A 19604-nucleotide genomic window follows, 5' to 3' on the forward strand; every position below is an offset into this window, starting at 1 on the left:
GGCTTTAGACCTTCTCGCCCGCGGCACGCGCCCGCTCGACTACGCTGGCCCCGGCCGCAGGGACAAGCTTGATAGCCAGAAGCAGAAGGACGAGGCCGAAGGGCACGGCGACGAGCGTGGAGAGCACGCCAAGCGACAAATTGTCACCGTTCGTCGCCGACACATAGCCCGCCATGAACGGGCCCAGCCCGAGGCCGATCAGTGTGGTCGACAGGAAAAAGGTTGCCGTCGCCAGTCCACGCATGCGCGGCAGCACGAGCGCCTGGCTGCTCGCCGCTGCTGCGCCGAGCGCCGCCGCTGAGAACATGTTGGCGAAGAAGCTGGCGATGTAGAAAATCGTCAGCTCGGGAGTCGTATAAGCGACGAGAATAGCCGGGATCGGCGCGAGAAGGCCGAAGAGTACAACATAGAGGCGGCCCTCGGGTCGGCGCTCGAGCAGGAAGTCGGCCATACGCCCGCCGAGGATCACGCCAAGGAAGCCGGCAACGGCGGCCGGCGCGCCGAGGAACCAGCCGAGGTCCGACTTGTCGGCTCCCAGAGCGCGCTCGGCATAAGGCGCTCCCCAATAGGAACCGGCATAGGCCATGAAGGCGACCATCCCGTAACCGAGAATGACGGTGAGAAATGCGGGCGAACCCCAAGTCAGGCGGAAGGTCGGCAGATCACGCGCCTTGAGGCCCATGGCCCAGCTGTAGACCGCGTAATAGCCGATTCCGAGGAAGAGCCACTGGTCGGAAACGACGCCGGGCAGCAGCGATGCGCTCGCCGGGGCGATCTGCGTCATGATCCAGGCAAGCGCTGCAAAGCCGAACAGGCCCGCGAGATTAATCAGCAGCGCGCCAGTCCCGCGCGAAGCCGCGCCGAAGATTGTGAACGGCGGAATGACCTGGAAAAGCTCGCGTACGAATCCGCGAAACGGCTCGGGGTCTTCCGGCGTCGGAATGCCGTCGATCGCGCCGCGAACGGGCTCGCGCAGGCTGAGCACCCACATAGCGAGAAGCAGTCCGGGAATGCCGACGGCAAGAAATGCCGCCTGCCAGCCGACGAGGCCCAGCGGACCTCCGTCCGGATAGGCACCGTTCCACGCCTCCACGACCATCGCACCGATCAGCAGCGAAATGCCGCCGCCGATGTAAAGCCCGCTCGAATAGATCGCGAGGGCGGTGGCGCGCAGCCGCGCGGGGAACCAGTCCGAGATAAGCGAATAGGCCGAGGGGCTGGCCGTCGCCTCCCCCACACCCACGCCGATCCGGGCGACGGTCAGGGTGAGCGAGTTTTTCGCAAAGCCCGAAAGCGCCGTCATGGTCGACCACAGGGTAAGGCCGATCGCCATGAGCCGGACGCGTTTCCAGCTGTCGGCGAGCTTGCCCAGCGGAATGCCGAAAAGGGCGTAAAAGACCGCGAAGGCCGTCCCGTAGAGGAAACCGAGATAGTCGTCCTCGACCCCAAGGTCCGCCTTGATGTCGTTGGCGAGGATCGACAGGATCTGCCGGTCGATAAAATTGAGCATGTAGACCACGACCAGCACGCCCAACGCGTACCAGCTGTAGGCCGGGACCTTGGTCTCTGCTGCGCCTTCGGGGATTTCGGTCTCTTCAGGGGCAGCGGGCTGGCTCAATGTCTCACTCCGTCAGTGTCGGTGCATCCGTGGAATAGACTGTGGTATCGACAAGCCCCGCATCTTCAAACCCTTTTCGGCGAAGGCGGCAGGAATCGCAGGCGCCGCATGCGGTTCCTTCGGGCGTCGGATCGTAGCAGGACCAGCTCCACGCAGGATCGAGGCCGAGCCGGTGGCACTCGCGCGCGATGTCGGCCTTGCTCATGTGCTGCAGCGGCGCGTGAATCGAGAAGGGCTCCCCCTCCACCCCCTGCTTGGTGCCGAGGCGTGCGGTTTCGGCGAAGCTGGCAATGAATTCGGGCCGACAGTCGGGATAGCCCGAATAATCCAGCGCGTTGACGCCGATGAAGATGTCGCGCGAGCCGGAGGTCTCGGCAAAGGCCGTGGTCAGTGCGAGGAACACGAGATTGCGGGCGGGCACGTAGGTCACGGGGATATCATTCCCCACGCCGGTCTTGGGCACATCAATATCGGCTGTTAGCGCAGAGCCACCGAAGCGGCGCAGGTCCAGCGGTAATTCGACATGGCGCTCGACGCCCAGCTTTTCGGCAATCGCCTTGGCCGACTGGAGCTCGCGCACATGGCGCTGGCCGTAATCGATCGTCAGCGCGTGAAGCGCGTGGCCCTGTTCACGCGCGAGCGCGGCGGTGACCATGGAATCGAGGCCGCCCGACAGAAGGATGACGGCTGGACCGGGATTTTCGCTAGTCGAAGATGTCATGCGCGCCAGCTAGGGCTTGGCGCGCTTCGGGGCAAGTCAGCGGCACGCCCCGGTGCGACGGGCTTCGGCCGAGAACTGGAACGGGCGGCCATCAGCAATGCCCTGGCTGTCGATCTGGACTAGGCCAGCACCTTCCTTGCGGATGTTCGTACGGCCATAGCCATTGCCGCGGCAGGTGTACTGCACGGTGATCTGGTTCTTGCCATCCTCGACCACGAAGCGGTTGCAGCCGCTTTCGCTGTGCCTAAGCTGGATGAACTCCTGCCCGCTGCGCACGCAGATATTGCGCGGGGCCGAGCCGTCGCGATAGCGCACCTCCCAGCCCCCGCGATCAAGCGTGCCAAGCATCGCGAGCGAAGCCTGCGCAAGCGCGGGGCCTGCGAGGACGGTCGCCGTCACTGCGGCCAGTGCCGCCATTTTCCGATTCGAGATCGCTTTCATTTCACTACCTATAGCACATCAGATGCACCGATCTCCTTACCGAACGAAGTATATCTCAGCGATGAACCGTTTTGGAACAGCGACGAACTGTGTCAGAAGGAGTGAACCGCGCGAGGCTCGTTAAGCTTCGATCGGGAACTTGCGAGAACAGAATGCGCAATCGACAACAATGATCCCGTCGTCGTCGCGCATTTCGGCACGGTCGGCTTCGGGGAATTTCGCGAGCACTTCGCGGTAGTGTTCGACCGAGCAGCGGCAGCCCTTGTCGATCATCGCGCCAGGTTCGATCCGCACTTCGTCTTCTTCGTGGAACAGCCGCCAGACAATGGCTTCGAGCGAGAGGTCCAGATCGACCAGCTCCTCGTGTTTGACCGTTCCGCCAAGGATGGCGACATGCTCCCACTCAGGATGGTCTAGCCGTGCGTGGAGGCGCTCACGCCCCTCCTCGCCATCGGGGAGGTGCTGGATCAGCATTCCGGCCGCAAGGCACTTGCCGCCGTCCGACCGCACGGCCGTCCGGATCAGCGTCGGCACCTGCTCGGACTGGAAGAAATAGGTCTCGCAAGCCTGCGCCAGCGTCTCGCCTTCCAGGGGCACGATGCCCTGATAGCGGCCCTTGCCCTCGGCGATGTCGAAGGTAATCGCGAGATACCCCTTGCCGAACAGCGCGAAGAGCGAGGGGTTCGAACCCAGTTCGGCGAGCTTCGCATGATCGAAATCGACATAGCCGCGCAATTCTCCGCCTTTGTAGTCGCAAACCAGCAGCTTCACCGCGCCCGCCTCGGTCTGGGCTTGCATGGTGACCTGCGAGCCGTCATCCTTGAGCAGCGATCCCATCAGCGTGACCAGCACGAGCGCTTCAGCGAGCAGATGCGTGATCGGCGCCGGATAGTCGTGCGCGGCGAGGATCGCATCGAGCGTGGTGTCGAGCCGGACGATACGCCCGCGCGTGTCGCGCGAGGGGATGGTGAAAGCGAGGGTGCGGCCCGAATAAGTCTCTTCGGTAGCGGAGGATATATCGGTCATGGCCCCGCATATGGGAGCGACATGGTGAATTGAACAGGGGTGGCCCGCCGGAGAGCTAGGCGCCAATCTTTCCGAAGCACCAGAGCAGGATCGATTTCTGCGCGTGAATGCGGTTTTCCGCCTCGTCGAACACGACCGACTGCGCGCTTTCGAAGACCTCTCCCGTCACCTCGTCGCCGACATGGGCTGGGAGGCAGTGGAGGAATTTCGCATCCGGCTTGGCGAGCGCCATCAGCGCGCTGTCGACGCGGAAGGGCTCCATGGCGGCGAGCTTGGCCTCTGCGTGCTCCTGCCCCATCGATATCCACGTATCCGTCACGATAATATCCGCGCCGCGTGCCGCTTCGGCGGCGTCGCGGGTGAGCGTGACATTCGCCCCGCCCTTGCGCGCCATATCGACGAATTCGCTCTCCGGCTCGTAACCATGCGGAACGCCTACGCGCACGTTGAACTTGAAAATGCTCGCCGCCTCGAGGATCGAGTGCAGCACGTTGTTGCCATCGCCCAACCAAGCAACTTCAAGTCCTGGCAGCGCCTTTCCGTGTTCGACCATGGTCAGGAGATCGGCGACGATCTGGCAGGGGTGCGAGCGGTCGGTCAGGCCGTTGATGACGGGCACATGCGCGTGATGCGCCAGTTCTTCAGCCTTCGCATGATCGTCGGTGCGGATCATGATCGCATCGACCATGCGGCTGAGAACCCGCGCCGTATCGGCAATGCTTTCGCCGCGGCCGAGCTGGCTGGTCCCAGAATCGAGGATCAACGCACTGCCGCCGAGCTGGCGCATACCCATGTCGAAGCTCACCCGCGTCCGCGTGGAATTCTTCTCGAAAATCATGCCGAGCACGTGACCCGCTAGCGGCGAGTCGCTGTCCGGCTGACCCTTGGGCCACCCGCGCCGCGCCGCCTTGCGGTCCTGCGCGTCGGCAAGCATGGCGGCGATCGCGTCCCCGCCTGCGTCCGAGAGGTCGAGGAAATTCCTCACCGCCGGGGCCAGGTCGAGCGCGTCGCCGCCGGCCATCAGCTTGCGGCCGGATCGAAGCTAGCAGCGCCTGCCGAAAGCTTGTCCATGAATTCGTCGAACTCGGCATCGTCCGCCACCAGTGGCGGCAGCACGCGGAGCGTTTGGTCGCCTGCTGCCACGGTGAGCAGCTGGTGGTTGTCGCGCAGGTGGACGAAAAAGGGCCGGCTTTCGACCTTCATGCGAATGCCGAGCATCAGGCCCTTGCCGCGCACGAAATCGAACAGGTCGGGGTAGTTGCCGATGAACTGTTCGAGGCGGCTGCGCAGGCGCTCGCCCTTCGCAGTCACTTCGGCGAGGAATTCGTCATTGGCGACGGCTTCCATCACCGCCACGCCAGCGGCCATGGCGAGCGGGTTGCCGCCATAGGTCGAGCCATGGGTGCCGAAGCCCATGCCGCGCGCGGCCTTTTCGGTCGCTAGGCAGGCACCGACGGGGAAACCGCCGCCAAGACCCTTGGCGCTGGCCATGATGTCGGGCTCGATACCGTAATGCTCATAGGCGTAGAGCTTGCCGGTACGGGCAACGCCGCACTGGACTTCGTCGAAGACCAGCATGAGATCGTGCTCATCGCACAACGCTTTCAGCCCATGGATGAACTCGTCCGAGGCCGGGCGGATACCGCCCTCGCCCTGGATCGGTTCGACGAGGAAGCCTGCGGTCTTGTCGCTGACCAGAGCCTTGGCACTCTCGAGATTGTCGAACTCGGCATACTGGAACCCGGCGAGCATCGGGTAGAAGCCCTTGTGCATCTTCTCCTGGTTCGAGGCGCTGATCGTCGCCATCGTGCGGCCGTGGAAGGCGTTGGTGAAGGTGATCAGCTCGGTGCGGTTCGAATCGCCATGCTCGTGCTGGTGATAGGCGCGCGCAGCCTTGATCGCGCACTCCACCGCCTCGGCGCCCGAATTGGTGAAGAACACCGTATCGGCGAAAGTCTTGTCGACAAGGCGCTGGGCAAGGTCTTCGCCCTGCGGGCTGCCGTAAAGGTTCGAGACATGCATCAGCGTCTCGGCCTGACGCTGGATCGCGCCGATCAGGCCGGGGTGGCTATGGCCGAGCAGGTTTACCGCGATGCCGCTGGCGAAGTCGAGGTAACGCGTGCCGTCCTCGTCGATCAGGTGGCAATGTTCGCCCTTCACGGGGCGCACGCCGCAGCGGGGATAAACGGGCATCAGCGGACTGATCGACATTTCGGGTAGCTCTCCTCAGGAAGGTCAAAGACAAATGGCGGCCCCGGATCGGGAGCCGCCATCTGCGTGTTTGCCAGCGATCTATGCCTTCGCGCGGGTTTGGTCAAACGCCATGCGGAGGCCGGTCACTTGCCTTATTCGGCAGGGACCAGGTTGACCGCGGAATATTTGCCGCGTCGGTCGACTTCGAGGTCGAATTCGTAGCGCTCGCCTTCGTTGATCTGGCTGAGGCCCGAACGCTCGACCGCGCTGATATGCACAAACGCATCCGGCTGGCCATCGTCGCGGGTGAGGAAGCCGAAGCCCTTCATCGAGTTGAAGAACTTGACCGTACCCGTGGCTTTCTCGCCCGTGAGTTCGCGGCGCGGAGCTTCGCTGCGCTGCTCGACTGCGATCACGTCACCGACGACCTGAAGGTCCTGTGCGGAAACCTTGCCGCCGCGATCGACGAGGTTGAACTCGAGCTCCTGACCTTCGGCCAGGCCTTCGAGACCGGCACGCTCGACGGCGCTGATGTGGACGAAGATGTCTTCGCCGCCGGTTTCCTGCTGGATGAAGCCGAAGCCCTTCTGGCTGTTGAAGAACTTTACCGTTCCCTTGCCGGTACCGACGACCTGAGCGGGCATGCGGTTGCCACCGCCGCCACCGCCACCGCGCGGGCCGCCGCCGAAGCCGCCGCCACCGCCACGGTTGCCGCCGCCGAAGCCGCCACCACCGCCGCCGCCGCGATTACCGCCGCCGTAGCCGCCGCGATCACCACCGCCGAAACCACCGCGATCACCGCCGCCGCCGTAGCCGCCACGGTCACCGCCGCCAAAGCCACCGCCTTGGCCGAAGTCGCTCGGGGGACCACCGAAGGGATCGTAGCTATCCTCGCCGATGTTGTCCCGCTTGTCCCGTCCGCGGCGCCGCCCTCTGTCGTAACCCATAAGTCGTAAAATACCTTGTCGTGCAGCCCGGTAATCGAAGCGAGGGCACGAGGACTGCAAGACGTGCCGGTCGCTGGTGCGTGACGATCCCAGTCAAGAAATCCTCCCGCATCGCCCAACGCATAGCGCGAAAGATCGCGTGATGCGAATGATTTAGCGTTTGACGTCCTTGTGTGCCTGAAATGTGACAGTTTCGAAGGCTATTTTCGCCCCACGACGCCCTTGCCAGAAAGGCCGCGCTTGGGCATCGCACGCGACATGGACATACTGGCGCTTCTCTCCGATCCGGCCACGTGGCTTGCTCTCCTCACGCTCATCGCGCTCGAGGTGGTGCTGGGGATCGACAACCTCATCTTCATCGCGATCCTGTCGAACAAGCTGCCCGAACACCAGCAGCAGCGCGCGCGGCGAATCGGGCTCTCGCTGGCGCTGATCATGCGCATCGGGCTCCTTATGCTGATCGGCTGGCTGGTCACGCTGCAGACCCCGCTTTTCGATCTCGGTATCGAGGGGCAGCCCGGCCCGTATGGAGAGCCGACCTTCGAAACCGCTTTCTCGGGCCGCGATATCATCCTCCTCATCGGTGGCCTGTTCCTGCTGTGGAAGGCGACCAAGGAAATTCACCATTCGATGGAGCCGGAAGACAATTCGGGCGACCTGCTCGACAAGACCCCCGGTCCGGTCGACGCGGTCAAGGCGACCTTCGGCGTCGTCATCGCCCAGATCGTGGCGATCGACCTCGTCTTCTCGGTCGATTCGATCCTCACCGCGGTGGGCATGACCGACGATATCCCGATCATGGTCACCGCTGTGGTCATCACGGTCGGCATCATGATGGTGGCCGCCGATCCGCTCTCGCGCTTCATCGAGAAGAACCCGACGCTGGTGATGCTGGCGCTGGCCTTCCTCGTGATGATCGGGCTCGTCCTGATCGCCGACGGCTTCGGCTTCCACGTGCCCAAGGGATATATCTACGCCGCCATGGGTTTCTCGGTCGGCGTGGAAATCCTGAACATCGTTCAGCGCAAGCGCCGCACGCCCGCAACACCCGCCAAGGAGAGTTGAGCGATGGCCGACTTCAAGCGTCTTACCGACACGATGCTCGCATCGGGCCAGATCGCGCCCGAGGACGTGGCCGAAGCCGCGAAACAAGGCGTCTCGCTGATCATCAACAATCGCCCCGATGGCGAGGCTCCCGGGCAGCCGACCGGTGCGGAAATCCAGGCCGCTGCGCGCCAGCATGGCATCGCCTACAAATCGATCCCGGTGAGCTCGGCAGGGTTCAGCCTCCCGCAGGTCGACGAAATGCGCTCGGCGCTCGCATCGACCCGAGGCACCGCCCTCGCCTTCTGCCGCAGCGGCACGCGCTCGACCTTCCTGTGGTCCATGGCGCAGGCGAAGGACGGCCGCGATATCGAGACCGTGGCCGGCGAGGCGCGGCGCGCAGGCTACGACATTTCGTCGATCCGTCCGACGATGGATCTGCTGAGCAAGTCGTAAGGCCGCACCCGTGCCCGACCAGCTCGTGCAGTTCCTTGGCTCGCTGGCCGCAATTCTCGTGCTGGCGGCGATCGCCCGCGGGTTCCGGCTCGGCCCCGCACCGGTATTGAAAGATGAAAGCGAAGCCCGCCGCGCCGCCGATGAGGCGGTGGACGGGTTTGCGCCCCTCGAGATTGCGCTCGATGCGTGGGGGCGCGGCGCTGTGTTGAGCGATGCGCAGGGCCGCATCCTCCTCCTCCGCCCGCATGGCACCCATTTCGCCGGGCGTTTGCTGACGGCGCGCGCCGAAGCGCGGGTCGAGGGCGAAACTCTCGTCGTCGACACCGCAGAGCGCCGCTTCGGAGCCGCGCATCTGGAGGTCGCCGATCCTCAAGCTTGGGTTCAGCGGATCGAGGCTATAGACTAGGCCTCAGCCCATGCCAGATTTCTCGCCCACCCAATACGCCGTGCCCGGTTTCGTCGCCCTGGTCCTGATCGAGATGATCTGGGCCTGGCGCCGCAACCCTGCGGCCTATGAGCCGAAGGACACGCTCACCAGCCTCGCCTTCGGATTGGGCAGCACGGTGGCGGGCCTGCTGTTCGGCGGGCTGTTCTTCGCGCTCTACCTCTTCCTGTGGGACTATCGCCTGTTCGACTTCGGCCCCGAATGGTGGACCGTCTGGTGGGCCTGGCCGCTGTGCTTCGTGCTCGACGATCTCAAATACTATTGGGTTCACCGCACCGGCCACCGCGTGCGCTGGTTCTGGGCGAGCCATGTTAACCACCATTCCTCCCAGCACTACAACCTGTCGACCGCGCTGCGCCAGACCTGGACCGGTTTCCTGACGCTGGGCTTCGCCTTCGCGCTGCCGCTGGTCCTCCTCGGTTTCCACCCGGCGATGATTGCGATCTGCGGCGGCTTCAACCTGATTTACCAGTTCTGGATCCACACCGAGGCGATCGACCGCATGCCGCGCTGGTTCGAGGCGGTGATGAACACGCCCAGCCACCACCGCGTCCACCACGCGACCAACCCGCGCTACCTCGACCGCAATTACGCGGGCGTCTTCATCGTCTGGGACAAGATGTTCGGCACCTTCGAGCCCGAGGTGAAGGGCGAGAAGATCCGCTACGGCATCGTGCGCCAGCTCGGCAGCTTTAATTTGCTGTGGGCCGTCTTCCATGAATGGATCGGCATCGCGCAGGACATGTGGCGCGCACCCTGGAAGCACAAGCTGTCCTATCTCCTGCGCGAACCGGGCTGGACCCACGACGGCAGCCGCCAGACCAGCGACCAGATCCGCGAGGCGTGGCTGGCGCGGCAGGGCGGAAGCGAGACGCCCGAACAGGTTGCATCCCAAAACCCGATTGCAGGCAAGCCCGAGGCTGCCTAACCTCTCGAATCGAGAGGAGTTCTTCATGGATGAGTTTGATGTGGTCGTCGTCGGCGGCGGCAGCGGCGGCAGCGCGGTTGCCGGTCGGCTGGCCGAGGCGGGCAAGAGGGTGTGCCTGCTCGAAGCTGGCGGGCGCAACAACGGCATGCGCATCACCACGCCCGGCATGCTCGCCATTCCGAACAAGGCGGCGAACTACATGTACGACACCGTCCCGCAGAAAGGTTTGAATGGGCGGGTCGGTTACCAGCCGCGCGGCAAGGGGCTGGGCGGCTCCAGCGCGATCAACGCCATGGTCTACATCCGCGGCAACAAATGGGATTACGACAATTGGGCTGCGCTCGGCTGCACCGGCTGGGCCTATGCCGACGTACTTCCCTATTTCAAACGCGCCGAACACAATGTTCGCGGCGAAAGCCAGTACCATGGTGACGACGGGCCGCTGTGGGTCAGCGACCAGAAATACATGAACGAAGGCAGCCTCGCCTTCGTCGAGGCTGCGCAGCAGTTGCAGCTGCCGATCAACGCCGATTTCAACGGCGAGAAGCAGGAAGGGTTCGGCCTCTACCAGGTGACGCAGAAGGACGGCGAACGCTGGTCCGCCGCGCGCGCCTATGTCGAACCGCGGCGCGGCTCGGCAAATCTCGACACGCGCATCGGCGTGACCGTGCAGAAGCTCGAGATCGAGGACGGGCGCGTCACCGGGGTCACCTATTCCATCGGCAAGCGCCGCCGCACGGTGAAGGCGCGCGGGGGTGTGGTGCTGAGCGCAGGCGCGTTCAATTCGCCGCAGATCCTCATGCTGTCGGGCATCGGTCCAGCCCAGCACCTGAAAGAGCACGGCATCGAGGTGGTCGCAGACCGGCAGGCGGTCGGCGCCGACCTGCAGGACCATATCGACTACGTCTCGAGCTGGGAGAGCGACAACAAGGGCCTCATCGGGTCGACGCTGGCGGGCAACATCCGCATGGCCAAGGCGATCATCGAGCATCGCCGCAAGCGTACCGGCATCATGACCACGCCCTATGCCGAGGCGGGCGGCTTCTGGACCGTCATGCCCGACGCTCCGGCGCCCGATATCCAGTGGCACTTCGTCCCCGCCATGCTGGAGGATCACGGTCGCACCACGGTGAAGGGCTACGGCTTCTCGCTCCACGCCTGCGTGCTGCGCCCCGAAAGCCGCGGCACCGTGCGGCTCGCCAGCCGCGATGCGAAGGACGCGCCCCGCATCGATCCCAATTTCCTCGACGACGACCGCGATATCGCCACCTTGCGCGAAGGGGTCCGCCTGTCGCACCGCATTGTCGAAAGCCCGGCGCTGCAGGCTTACAATCCCAAGGACCGCTATCCCATCGACCTTGCCGACGACGCGCAGCTCGACGAGCTCATCCGCAGCCGCGCCGACACGGTTTACCACCCCGTCGGCACCTGCCGGATGGGTCCGGGCGAGGACGATGTCGTCGATCCCACGCTGAAAGTCCGCGGGGTGGAGGGCCTTTGGGTTGCCGATGCCAGCGTGATGCCGCGCCTCGTCTCGGGCAACACCAACGCGCCGAGCATCATGATCGGCGAACGCTGCGCCGACTTCGTGAAAGACGCGCTCGCTGGGTAGGCTGGCCGACTGGGCCGGGACCCTGAAGCGCGACGTTCTCGCGCTCTGGCTCGCCGCCCGCGACAAGCGCACACCGCTGGCGGCGAAGCTCCTCGCCGGGGGCGTCGCCGCCTATGCGCTGAGCCCGATCGACCTCATTCCCGACTTCATCCCGGTGCTCGGCCTGCTCGACGATGTGCTGATCGTGCCCGCCGGGATCTGGCTGGTCCTGCGCATCATCCCCGAACCGCTCATGGCGGAATTTCGGACCCGTGCCGGCGAACTCGCAGACAAGCCTCGTTCGACGGCGGGGCTGGTATTTGTCCTCGCAATCTGGCTGGCAGCAGCGGCCGCCCTCGGAATGCTCCTGGTGCCATAGAAAAGGGGCCGGAAGCGCAATGGCTTCCGGCCCCGTCTCTTTGCGTCAGGCTTTTTACCAGCTCTGGCGCACCGTCAGGCCGAAGGTACGCGGCGTGTTGGTGCGGTAGGCGAGGCGGGCGCGGCCGCCACGTTCGCGGTCGAAGCTGAGTAGCGCGTTCTCGTCGGTTACGTTGTTCACATAGGCGATCAGCGAGAGGCCCGAGTCGAAGTCGATCCCGGCACTCAGATTGACGACGTTGTAGCTCGGCAGAAGCAGGTCGACCGTGGTCGAAGCGGTATCGGGAGCGCCGCGATAAGCCAGCCCATGCACGAAGGTGCGCGGGTTGTTTTCCTGGTCGGCCGGCTGGGTGTAGCGGTTGCCGACATGGCTCCACGAAGCCGCGATGTAGGCGTCCGAGCCTGCGCCCAGCTGCCACTCGTAGCTGCCCGATGCGGTGAACTGCAGTTCAGGCACGGACGGCAGGCGGTTGCCTTCGCGGATGCCGGTTGCGGTGACGAGCGCCGCATCGTCGCTGATCGTACTGTCGAACTCGGCCTCGATCCAGCTACCCGACAGCATCAGGTCGAAGCCCGGAACGGGCTCGAACCCGACCTCGGCCTCGATCCCCATCGTATGCGCTTCGGGCACGTTGAAGACCACGCGCGACGAGCAGCTTCCGGCATCCAGCGTCACTTGCAGATCGCTGATGTCGTTATAGAAACCGGCGACATTGGCGAAGAAGCCGTTGCCGGTCGCCTTGGCGCCGACTTCGTAGTTCCACAGGGTTTCATCCTCGTAGGACTGGAAGTTGCCGAACAGCGCTTCGTCGGCCGGCGAGCAGAGCGTCACGTTGAGCGGATCGTTCACGCCGCCGAGGCGGAAGCCCTTCGACGCCTGCGCGTTGAGCGTGACCATGTCGGAAAGGTCATAGCTCAGCAGGATGCGCGGGCTCACCCCGTCGCTTTCGGTGCGGTCGAAAGCGTTGTCGCCATTGGCGAACAGGCCGCCCGAGTTGAACTCGCGTTCTTCCTCGTAATCGTACCAGCGCGCGCCGATGGTGACATCGAACGCCTCGGTCAACGCGTAGGTACCCTCGCCGAAGATGGCGATCTGCGCGAGATCGTAAGGCAGGTCCGCGTTGTAAGGCGAATCGAGATTGTCGAACCCGTTGGCCACCGCCGCCGAGGTGCCGGCCCCGAGCGTCGCATCGGTTACCGCCGCATAGCCCGGTGTGGGAAGGCGCTGGCGATAGAAACGGTCGGTCTGCGAGTAGAACCCGCCGACAACCCACTGGAACGGACCACCGGTATCGGACGAGAACCGCAGCTCCTGCGTGATGGCAGAAACGTCCGTCGTGTCGCGCAGGTTCGATGGCAGGTCGATACCGCCCTCGTCGGGATAGCCGAGGTCGACCGAGACCGAACCGGTCAGCGCGCTGGCGTCGCGGCTAACGAGGATGGCGCGATCGGTGTAGGAACTCACCGAAGTGAAGATGACCGGACCAAGGTCGGCCTCCGCCACGAGATCGAGAATCAGGGTCTCGTCCTCGAACGCCTCGCGCAGTTTCAGATACTGCTCGCGCTCGTCATAGACCGTGGCGGGCGTGGTGAAGGGGTTGGCGTAGAGGTTGAAGATCTCCTGCCGGTTGAAACCGTTGGCGCTGACCTTCTGGTAGATCAGGCGCGGCGTGATGCTGAAGCCCTCGCCCGTATCGACGCGGAAGGCAAGGCGGCCACCGTAGCGTTCACCGTCGTTGACATCCTCGCCGCCGGCCGGGCCGATCGCGTTGATGAAGCCGCCATACTGGGTGTAGTAACCGACCGCGCGCATCGCGACCTTGTCGCCCACCGGCACGTTGACCGCACCCTTGAGATGCCAGCCCAGATCGTCGCCATCGACGAGGTTGACGTTGCCTTCGACCTGTCCTTCCGTGACGCCGATAACCGGCTGGTTGGTGATGTAGCGGATGGTGCCGCCAACGCTGCCCGAACCGAACAGCGTGCCCTGCGGGCCGCGCAAAGTTTCGACGCGGTTGAGATCGAAGAGATCGAGATCGGGGGTGAAGAGCGAGAGCGAGATCACCGACTCGTCGAGATAGACGCCGACCTGTTCCTTAACGCCCGGCTGGTCGCGCACGACTTGGCCTGCGGAGACGCCGCGCACCGAGACCTGGCTCTGGCCCGGCCCCAAGTTCTGGACCGAGAGACCCGCGACGTTGCGGCTCAAATCCTCGAGCGTGTTGGCGCCCGACTTCTGGATGTCTTCCTGCGTCTGCGCGTTAATCGAGAAGGGAACGTCCTGGATCGCCTGGTCGCGCTTGGTGGCGGTCACGATGATGACCTGGCTGTCGCCATCGGTCTCTTCGACTTCCTGCGCCGCGACCGGGGCGGCCACCATGGCGAGCGCGCTTCCTGCCAGAAGGGCGGAACGCGATACGAAACGATTGAATTGATAGGTGTTTTTCAAGGTTTCCTCCTCTTTTCGGGCCTTTACGGGCCTTCTTCGTGAGGAACTTGGTGAATCGTCATGAAACAAAAGACAATCTTGGCCGCGTTTTTCTTGGCTACTATTTCGTCAGTTGTAGCAAATGAGTCACACGCGCCTTGGCCAAAAAAAGGGGCCGGAACTCGTCGGAGTCCCGGCCCTTCAAAAGTCGGTGTTCGCAGGAGGAACATGGATGGGCGGGGCCGCCCGGGAGAGAGAGGAGAGAGTAGGCGGCCCCGCCGAGCTGGGTGTTCTGTCTGGTCGCATCGCGAAAAGCGAAAACCGCTTCCCACTTTTCGCGCAATACTCCCTAGTTGTAGGCGCGCTCTCCGTGTTCGGAGATGTCGAGCCCGTCGACTTCGGCCTCTTCGCTGACCCTGAGGCCAACCAGTGCCTTGACGATGAAACCGGCGATCAGCGTGCCGATAGCGGCCCAGAGAATCGTGACGACGACCGAGAAGACCTGGATGCCGAGCTGCGTGCCGAGCGCGGTCGAACCGTCGCCTGGACCACCGATCCACGGCTGGTAGACCACCGCCGTGCCGATGGCACCGACGATGCCGCCCACGCCGTGGATGCCGAAGGCGTCAAGGCTGTCGTCATAGCCGAATTTGGCTTTTACCTTGGCGACGAAGAAGTAGCACACCGCTGCCGAGAGGATGCCGAGCAGGATGGCGCCGAAGGGGCCCGAGTTGCCTGCCGCCGGAGTGACGGCAACGAGGCCGGCAATCACGCCCGAACAGAAGCCGAGCGCCGAGCCCTTGTGGCCGGCCAGCTTCTCGATCACCATCCAAGCCAGAGCACCGGCTGCCGTGGCGACGAAGGTGTTGATCATGGCGAGACCTGCCGAACCGTCCGCCTCGAGTGCCGAGCCGGCGTTGAAGCCGAACCAGCCCACCCAAAGGAGGCCGGTGCCAACCATGGTCAGCGTCATCGAGTGCGGCATCATCGGCTCCTGCGGCCAGCCGCGACGCTTGCCGAGGAGGTAGGCGAGGACAAGGCCCGAAACACCGGCGTTGATGTGCACCACCGTGCCGCCCGCAAAGTCGAGCGCGCCGTCTTCGAACAGCAGGCCGCCGCCCGCCCATACCATGTGCGCGATCGGGAAATAGACGATGGTCAGCCAGATCGGCACGAAGGCCATGACCGCGCTGAACTTCATGCGCTCGGCGGTCGCGCCGAGGATGAGGGCGGCCGTGATCGCGGCGAAGGTCATCTGGAAGCTGATGAAGACATATTTGCTGATGACTTCATCGGTGAAGGTGGCTGCCGTGCTGCTCGCATCGGTGCCGGCAAGAAACAGGCTGCCCCCGCTGATGAAGAGGCCGAGCGTGCCTTCGTAGGTCGTGTCGCCGAAAGCCAGGCTGTAGCCCCAGATAACCCAAATAATCATGGCCAGCGCTGCAGTCGCGCCGATCTGAGTCATGGTGGAGAGCATGTTCTTGGAACGGGTCAGGCCGCCGTAGAACAGCGCCAGGCCCGGCAGGATCATCAGCATGACGAGGACCGTAGCGGTCATCATCCAGGCGTTGTTGCCGGGGTTGGGCACGGCGGCCGCGGCTTCCACGGCCTCCGGTGCGGCTTCCTGCGCATAGGCGGCAGTAGCGGTAAAGAGCGCGGTGCCCGCAGCGGCGGCGGCGCGCATGAGATTACGCATGGTCATTGTGTCCCTCCAGGGCGTGACTTCGGGCGTCACAGCGCGGTGTCGCCGGTTTCGCCGGTGCGGATGCGGGTGGCGCTGGCGAGGTCGAAAACGAAAATCTTCCCGTCGCCGATCGCCTCGGTGCTGGCGGTTTGCTGGATCGTTTCGACCACCTGGCCGGCCAGATCGTCGCCGACGGCGATTTCGAGCTTCACCTTGGGCAGCATATTGGTCGAATATTCGGCCCCGCGGTAAATCTCGGTCTGGCCCTTCTGGCGGCCGAAGCCCTTGACTTCGGAAACGGTCATTCCGGCCACTCCAATCCCGCCCAGGGCCTCGCGGACCTCGTCGAGCTTGAATGGCTTGATGACGGCGATGATGAACTTCACAGCCACACCCCTTCGTGTTGCGCACCGGTTCAAGCACCGGCTTTCGCACTTGCAGCAAAAGGCGTGCCAAGCCGCTTCAGGCGCAAAATTGCGCGCCCGACGCCGCGAAAGCATCATTTATTGCCCATTTATTGGGCTTGTGATTATTTTTTAATCAAATCGAGCGTGGCGACAACCGGCAGGTGGTCGGACGCCACGGCGGACAGGCCGGTGTGGTGGACCTCGGCCTCGACACAGCCCCAGTGCTTGCTCGCCACGATCCGGTCGAGCGTGGCAACCGGCTGGCGCGCAGGGTAGCTCTTTCCCGGAGTCACCACCATCCAGCGGTCGGAAAACTCGCGCATCGCGCCCGTCGCCCGGCCCCACTGGTTGAAATCGCCCATGATGACCGTGGGCAGGTTGCGCGAACATTTCTCGACGAAGCCGACCAGCGAACGGATCTGATCCCGCCGCCTGAGGCCCGAAAGGTCGAGATGGGTGCCGATGATGCGCAGGCGGTGGCCTTCCACCGTAATCTCCCCGCAGGCTGCGCCGCGTGGCTCCAGCGTGGGAAGGTCGAGAGCCTCGCCCTCGTGAACCTCGAAGTGTCGCCGGACCAGCAGCGCGTTGCCGTGCCAACCGATGCTGCGCGGCCGCTTGGCCACTTCGACCAGCCGCCAGTGGCTATCGTCTATCTCCGACCGCGGAAGACAGCTCTCGCGCGCGCCGATCCGGCGGTCGGCCTCTTGAAGCGCGATCACATCGGCATCGATCTCGTGCAGCACCGACAGTATCCGTTCGGGATCGCGCTTGCGGTCGAGCCCGACGGCCTTGTGGATGTTGTAGCTGGCGAAGGTCAGGCGCACAGTATCACCAATGCCTCGCCCCGGCCCTTGTGCCGCAGGCCCTTAGAGAAAATCCCTGATGGTCGCCATGAAGCGTTCGAACTGGTCGTGATGGAGCCAGTGGCCGGCGTTCTCGAATTCGATAACCTTGGCGTTGGAGAAATGGTCGAGCCTGCCATCGCCTTGCGGGTTTGATGCCCAGCTGTCGGCGCCGTAGAGCAGCAGCGTGGGTGCAGTGATCGCGGCCCAGGTCTGGTGCAGGAACTCGTCGGCAATATCCTCGATGTGCCAGACGTTGAGGTGCGGGTCGAACTTCCAGCTGTAGGTGCCGTCCTCGTTGCGGTTGACCCCGTGGATGGTGAGGTGGCGCGCCTGTTCCTCGGTGAGGTAGCTGTTTTCCTCGATCATGCGCGCAAAGGCGGCCTCGATGCTCTCGTATTTGCGTGGGGACCGGCCTGAGGCCTTGCGCTTCTGGCCGATCCATTCGGCCATGCGCTCCGGATAGCTTTTCTCGCGCATCTCGGCCTGGCGCTTGGGACTCGGGCCCAAGCCTTCGATGGCGACGATCTTGGTGACCATCTCGGGGAAGGTCCCGGCGTAACGCAGCGAGACATTGCCGCCCATCGAGTGGCTGACGATGGTGACGGGGCCGACGCCGAGCTGGTGGACCAGCTGCGCAAGGTCATAGACCATGTCGTTGACCTGGTAATTGCCGTCGCTGACCCAGTCGCTGTCGCCATGGCCGCGATGGTCCATCGCCACCACGTGCCAGTCGTCGCGCAATTCCTCGGCCACCCAGTCCCAGCTGCGCGCATGGTCGCGGCCGCCGTGGACCAGCACGAGCGGCGGTTTGCCGCGATTGCCCCAGTCGAGATAATTGAGCCGGAGGCGCTGCGAAATGAAGGTCTGGGAGGTGGGGCCGGTAAGCGTCATGGCCGCGCTTTGCGACAGTCCCGCGCGAGTTTCAACCTTAGCGCTCTTTCGTCGCCGAGAAGGTCAGCTCGGGGTTCTTCTCTTCCTGGTAGTTCACATCCCAGGGGCTCTTGGCCATGAAGACGAGGTCCCCATCGCGGTCCTTGGCGAGGTTGGAGAGGTTGAACTTCTCGAACTCGGCCATCGCCTTGTCATCGCCCTTGATCCAGCGCGCGGTGGCAAACGGCGAGGCTTCGAGTTTCGCTTCGACCTTGTATTCGGCCGAAAGGCGGCTGATCAGCACGTCGAGCTGGAGCTGGCCGACCACGCCGATGATCCACTGGCCACCGATCTCGGGATAGAAGACCTGGATAACGCCCTCTTCGGAAAGGTCGTCGAGCGCCTTGCGCAATTGCTTCGTCTTGGTCGGATCGACCAGTGTCACGCGGCGCAGGATTTCGGGTGCGAAGTTGGGCAGGCCGGTGAAGCGGACCTGGTTCTTCTCGCTCAGCGTATCGCCGACGCGCAGCGTGCCGTGGTTGGGAATGCCGATGATATCGCCCGGCTCGGCCGTGTCGGCCACTTCGCGGTCCTGCGCGAAGAAAAGGATCGGCGAATGGATCGCGACCGGCTTGCCGAGGCCGCTCGGCGTCAGCTTCATGCCGCGCTTGAAGGTGCCCGAGACCTGCCGCATGAAAGCGATGCGGTCGCGGTGATTGGGGTCCATGTTCGCCTGCACCTTGAAGACGAAGCCGGTGACCTCGTCGCGGTCCGGGCTGATTTGCTCCTCGCCCGCGGGCTGCGGACGCGGCGGCGGGGCGTATTTCGCAATCGCCTCGATCAGCTCGACCACGCCGAAATTCTTGAGCGCCGAGCCGAAATAGACCGGCGTCAGGTCGCCATTGCGATAGGCTTCGAGGTCGAACTCGGGATAGCCGATCTGGGCCAGTTCGACATTTTCCGCCACCGCTTCGGGCAGGTCGAAATCGGCGACGCGCGTGCCCTTGAATTCCTTCGACGGACCTTCGGGCACGACCACTTCGCCGCTCGCGAAATCGAGGATGCCCTGGAATTCGCCGCCCATGCCGACTGGATACATCTGCGGCGAGACGTCGAGCGCCAGCATGTCGGCAATCTCGTCGAGCAGTTCGAAAACCGGACGGCCCTCGCGGTCGACCTTGTTGACGAAGGTGATGATCGGCACGCTGCGCAGGCGGCAGACCTCGAACAGCTTGCGCGTCTGCGGCTCGATACCCTTGGCAGCGTCGATCACCATGATGGCGCTGTCGACCGCGGTGAGCGTCCGGTAGGTGTCTTCGGAGAAGTCCTCGTGCCCCGGCGTGTCGAGCAGGTTGAAGGTGATGCCGTCCCGCTCGAAGGTCATTACCGAGCTGGTCACCGAGATCCCGCGCTGCTGCTCGATCTTCATCCAGTCGGAGCGCGCACGTCGGGCCTGCCCGCGCGCCTTGACTTCGCCAGCCAAATGGATCGCGCCGCCGGTCAGCAGCAGCTTTTCGGTCAGCGTGGTTTTACCCGCGTCGGGGTGCGAAATGATCGCGAATGTACGGCGGTCTGAAGTCAT

Annotated in this window: 19 protein-coding genes; 6 read left to right on the forward strand and 13 right to left on the reverse strand. The window is 64.1% G+C overall.

Annotated elements, in window-relative coordinates; genetic code table 11:
- Nucleotides 1–4: 4 nt before the first annotated feature.
- From K3148_RS04565 to K3148_RS13950, 7 genes are all read right to left on the reverse strand, one after another.
- The gene (locus K3148_RS04565; RefSeq protein WP_247711642.1) at nt 5–1618 is read right to left on the reverse strand and encodes a spinster family MFS transporter; all 1614 of its coding nucleotides are present in this window, start codon (nt 1616–1618) and stop codon (nt 5–7) included.
- A 4-nt stretch (nt 1619–1622) separates the two neighbouring features.
- A complete protein-coding gene (gene queC, locus K3148_RS04570; RefSeq protein ID WP_221426134.1) occupies nt 1623–2339 on the reverse strand; it encodes a 7-cyano-7-deazaguanine synthase QueC in 717 nt (238 codons plus the stop codon).
- Between the two features lie 36 nt (nt 2340–2375).
- Nucleotides 2376–2756: a hypothetical protein gene (locus tag K3148_RS04575; RefSeq protein WP_247711643.1), complete on the reverse strand. Its 381-nt coding sequence runs from the start codon at nt 2754–2756 to the stop codon at nt 2376–2378.
- A 144-nt stretch (nt 2757–2900) separates the two neighbouring features.
- Nucleotides 2901–3806, reverse strand: a complete 906-nt coding sequence (gene hslO, locus K3148_RS04580; RefSeq protein WP_221426136.1) for an Hsp33 family molecular chaperone HslO — start codon at nt 3804–3806, stop codon at nt 2901–2903.
- A 55-nt stretch (nt 3807–3861) separates the two neighbouring features.
- Entirely contained in the window at nt 3862–4827 is a 966-nt protein-coding gene (gene argF / locus K3148_RS04585; RefSeq protein WP_221426137.1) for an ornithine carbamoyltransferase, read from the reverse strand.
- Nucleotides 4827–6017, reverse strand: a complete 1191-nt coding sequence (locus K3148_RS04590; protein WP_221426138.1) for an aspartate aminotransferase family protein — start codon at nt 6015–6017, stop codon at nt 4827–4829. Before K3148_RS04590 ends, argF begins: the two co-directional genes overlap by 1 nt.
- A gap of 134 nt (nt 6018–6151) precedes the next feature.
- Nucleotides 6152–6946 (reverse strand): cold-shock protein, encoded by a 795-nt coding sequence (locus tag K3148_RS13950; protein WP_221426139.1) that lies wholly within the window; start codon nt 6944–6946, stop codon nt 6152–6154.
- A gap of 258 nt (nt 6947–7204) precedes the next feature.
- On the opposite strand from K3148_RS13950, the gene K3148_RS04600 reads away from it, so the two are divergent.
- From K3148_RS04600 to K3148_RS14015, 6 genes are all read left to right on the forward strand, one after another.
- A complete protein-coding gene (locus tag K3148_RS04600) occupies nt 7205–8011 on the forward strand; it encodes a TerC family protein (protein ID WP_221426140.1) in 807 nt (268 codons plus the stop codon).
- Nucleotides 8012–8014: 3 nt separating this feature from the next.
- Complete coding sequence (locus tag K3148_RS04605) at nt 8015–8446, forward strand: protein tyrosine phosphatase family protein (RefSeq protein ID WP_221426141.1); 432 nt, start codon at nt 8015–8017, stop codon at nt 8444–8446.
- Nucleotides 8447–8456: 10 nt separating this feature from the next.
- Nucleotides 8457–8852 carry a hypothetical protein gene (locus tag K3148_RS04610; RefSeq protein WP_221426142.1) on the forward strand — a complete coding sequence of 132 codons (396 nt, stop codon included), beginning with the start codon at nt 8457–8459 and terminating at the stop codon, nt 8850–8852.
- Nucleotides 8853–8862: 10 nt separating this feature from the next.
- On the forward strand, nt 8863–9819 hold the full coding sequence (locus K3148_RS04615) for a sterol desaturase family protein (protein ID WP_221426143.1): 957 nt from the start codon (nt 8863–8865) through the stop codon (nt 9817–9819).
- 25 nt (nt 9820–9844) lie between these two features.
- Nucleotides 9845–11431 carry a GMC family oxidoreductase gene (locus K3148_RS04620; protein ID WP_221426144.1) on the forward strand — a complete coding sequence of 529 codons (1587 nt, stop codon included), beginning with the start codon at nt 9845–9847 and terminating at the stop codon, nt 11429–11431.
- Nucleotides 11432–11585: 154 nt separating this feature from the next.
- Nucleotides 11586–11789, forward strand: coding sequence for a hypothetical protein (locus K3148_RS14015; RefSeq protein ID WP_425594650.1), 204 nt, complete (start codon nt 11586–11588; stop codon nt 11787–11789).
- Between the two features lie 54 nt (nt 11790–11843).
- On the opposite strand, the gene K3148_RS04630 is transcribed toward K3148_RS14015, so the two are convergent.
- From K3148_RS04630 to K3148_RS04655, 6 genes are all read right to left on the reverse strand, one after another.
- On the reverse strand, nt 11844–14168 hold the full coding sequence (locus K3148_RS04630) for a TonB-dependent receptor (protein WP_221426620.1): 2325 nt from the start codon (nt 14166–14168) through the stop codon (nt 11844–11846).
- Nucleotides 14169–14565: 397 nt separating this feature from the next.
- Nucleotides 14566–15918, reverse strand: a complete 1353-nt coding sequence (locus tag K3148_RS04635) for an ammonium transporter (protein ID WP_221426145.1) — start codon at nt 15916–15918, stop codon at nt 14566–14568.
- Between the two features lie 29 nt (nt 15919–15947).
- Nucleotides 15948–16286, reverse strand: a complete 339-nt coding sequence (locus tag K3148_RS04640) for a P-II family nitrogen regulator (protein WP_221426146.1) — start codon at nt 16284–16286, stop codon at nt 15948–15950.
- A 143-nt stretch (nt 16287–16429) separates the two neighbouring features.
- Complete coding sequence (locus K3148_RS04645; RefSeq protein WP_221426147.1) at nt 16430–17131, reverse strand: endonuclease/exonuclease/phosphatase family protein; 702 nt, start codon at nt 17129–17131, stop codon at nt 16430–16432.
- 42 nt (nt 17132–17173) lie between these two features.
- Entirely contained in the window at nt 17174–18043 is an 870-nt protein-coding gene (locus K3148_RS04650) for an alpha/beta fold hydrolase (RefSeq protein WP_221426148.1), read from the reverse strand.
- A 37-nt stretch (nt 18044–18080) separates the two neighbouring features.
- Nucleotides 18081–19604: a peptide chain release factor 3 gene (locus tag K3148_RS04655; protein ID WP_221426149.1), complete on the reverse strand. Its 1524-nt coding sequence runs from the start codon at nt 19602–19604 to the stop codon at nt 18081–18083.

It is taken from the genome of Qipengyuania aurantiaca (assembly GCF_019711375.1).
GTDB lineage: Bacteria > Pseudomonadota > Alphaproteobacteria > Sphingomonadales > Sphingomonadaceae > Qipengyuania > Qipengyuania aurantiaca.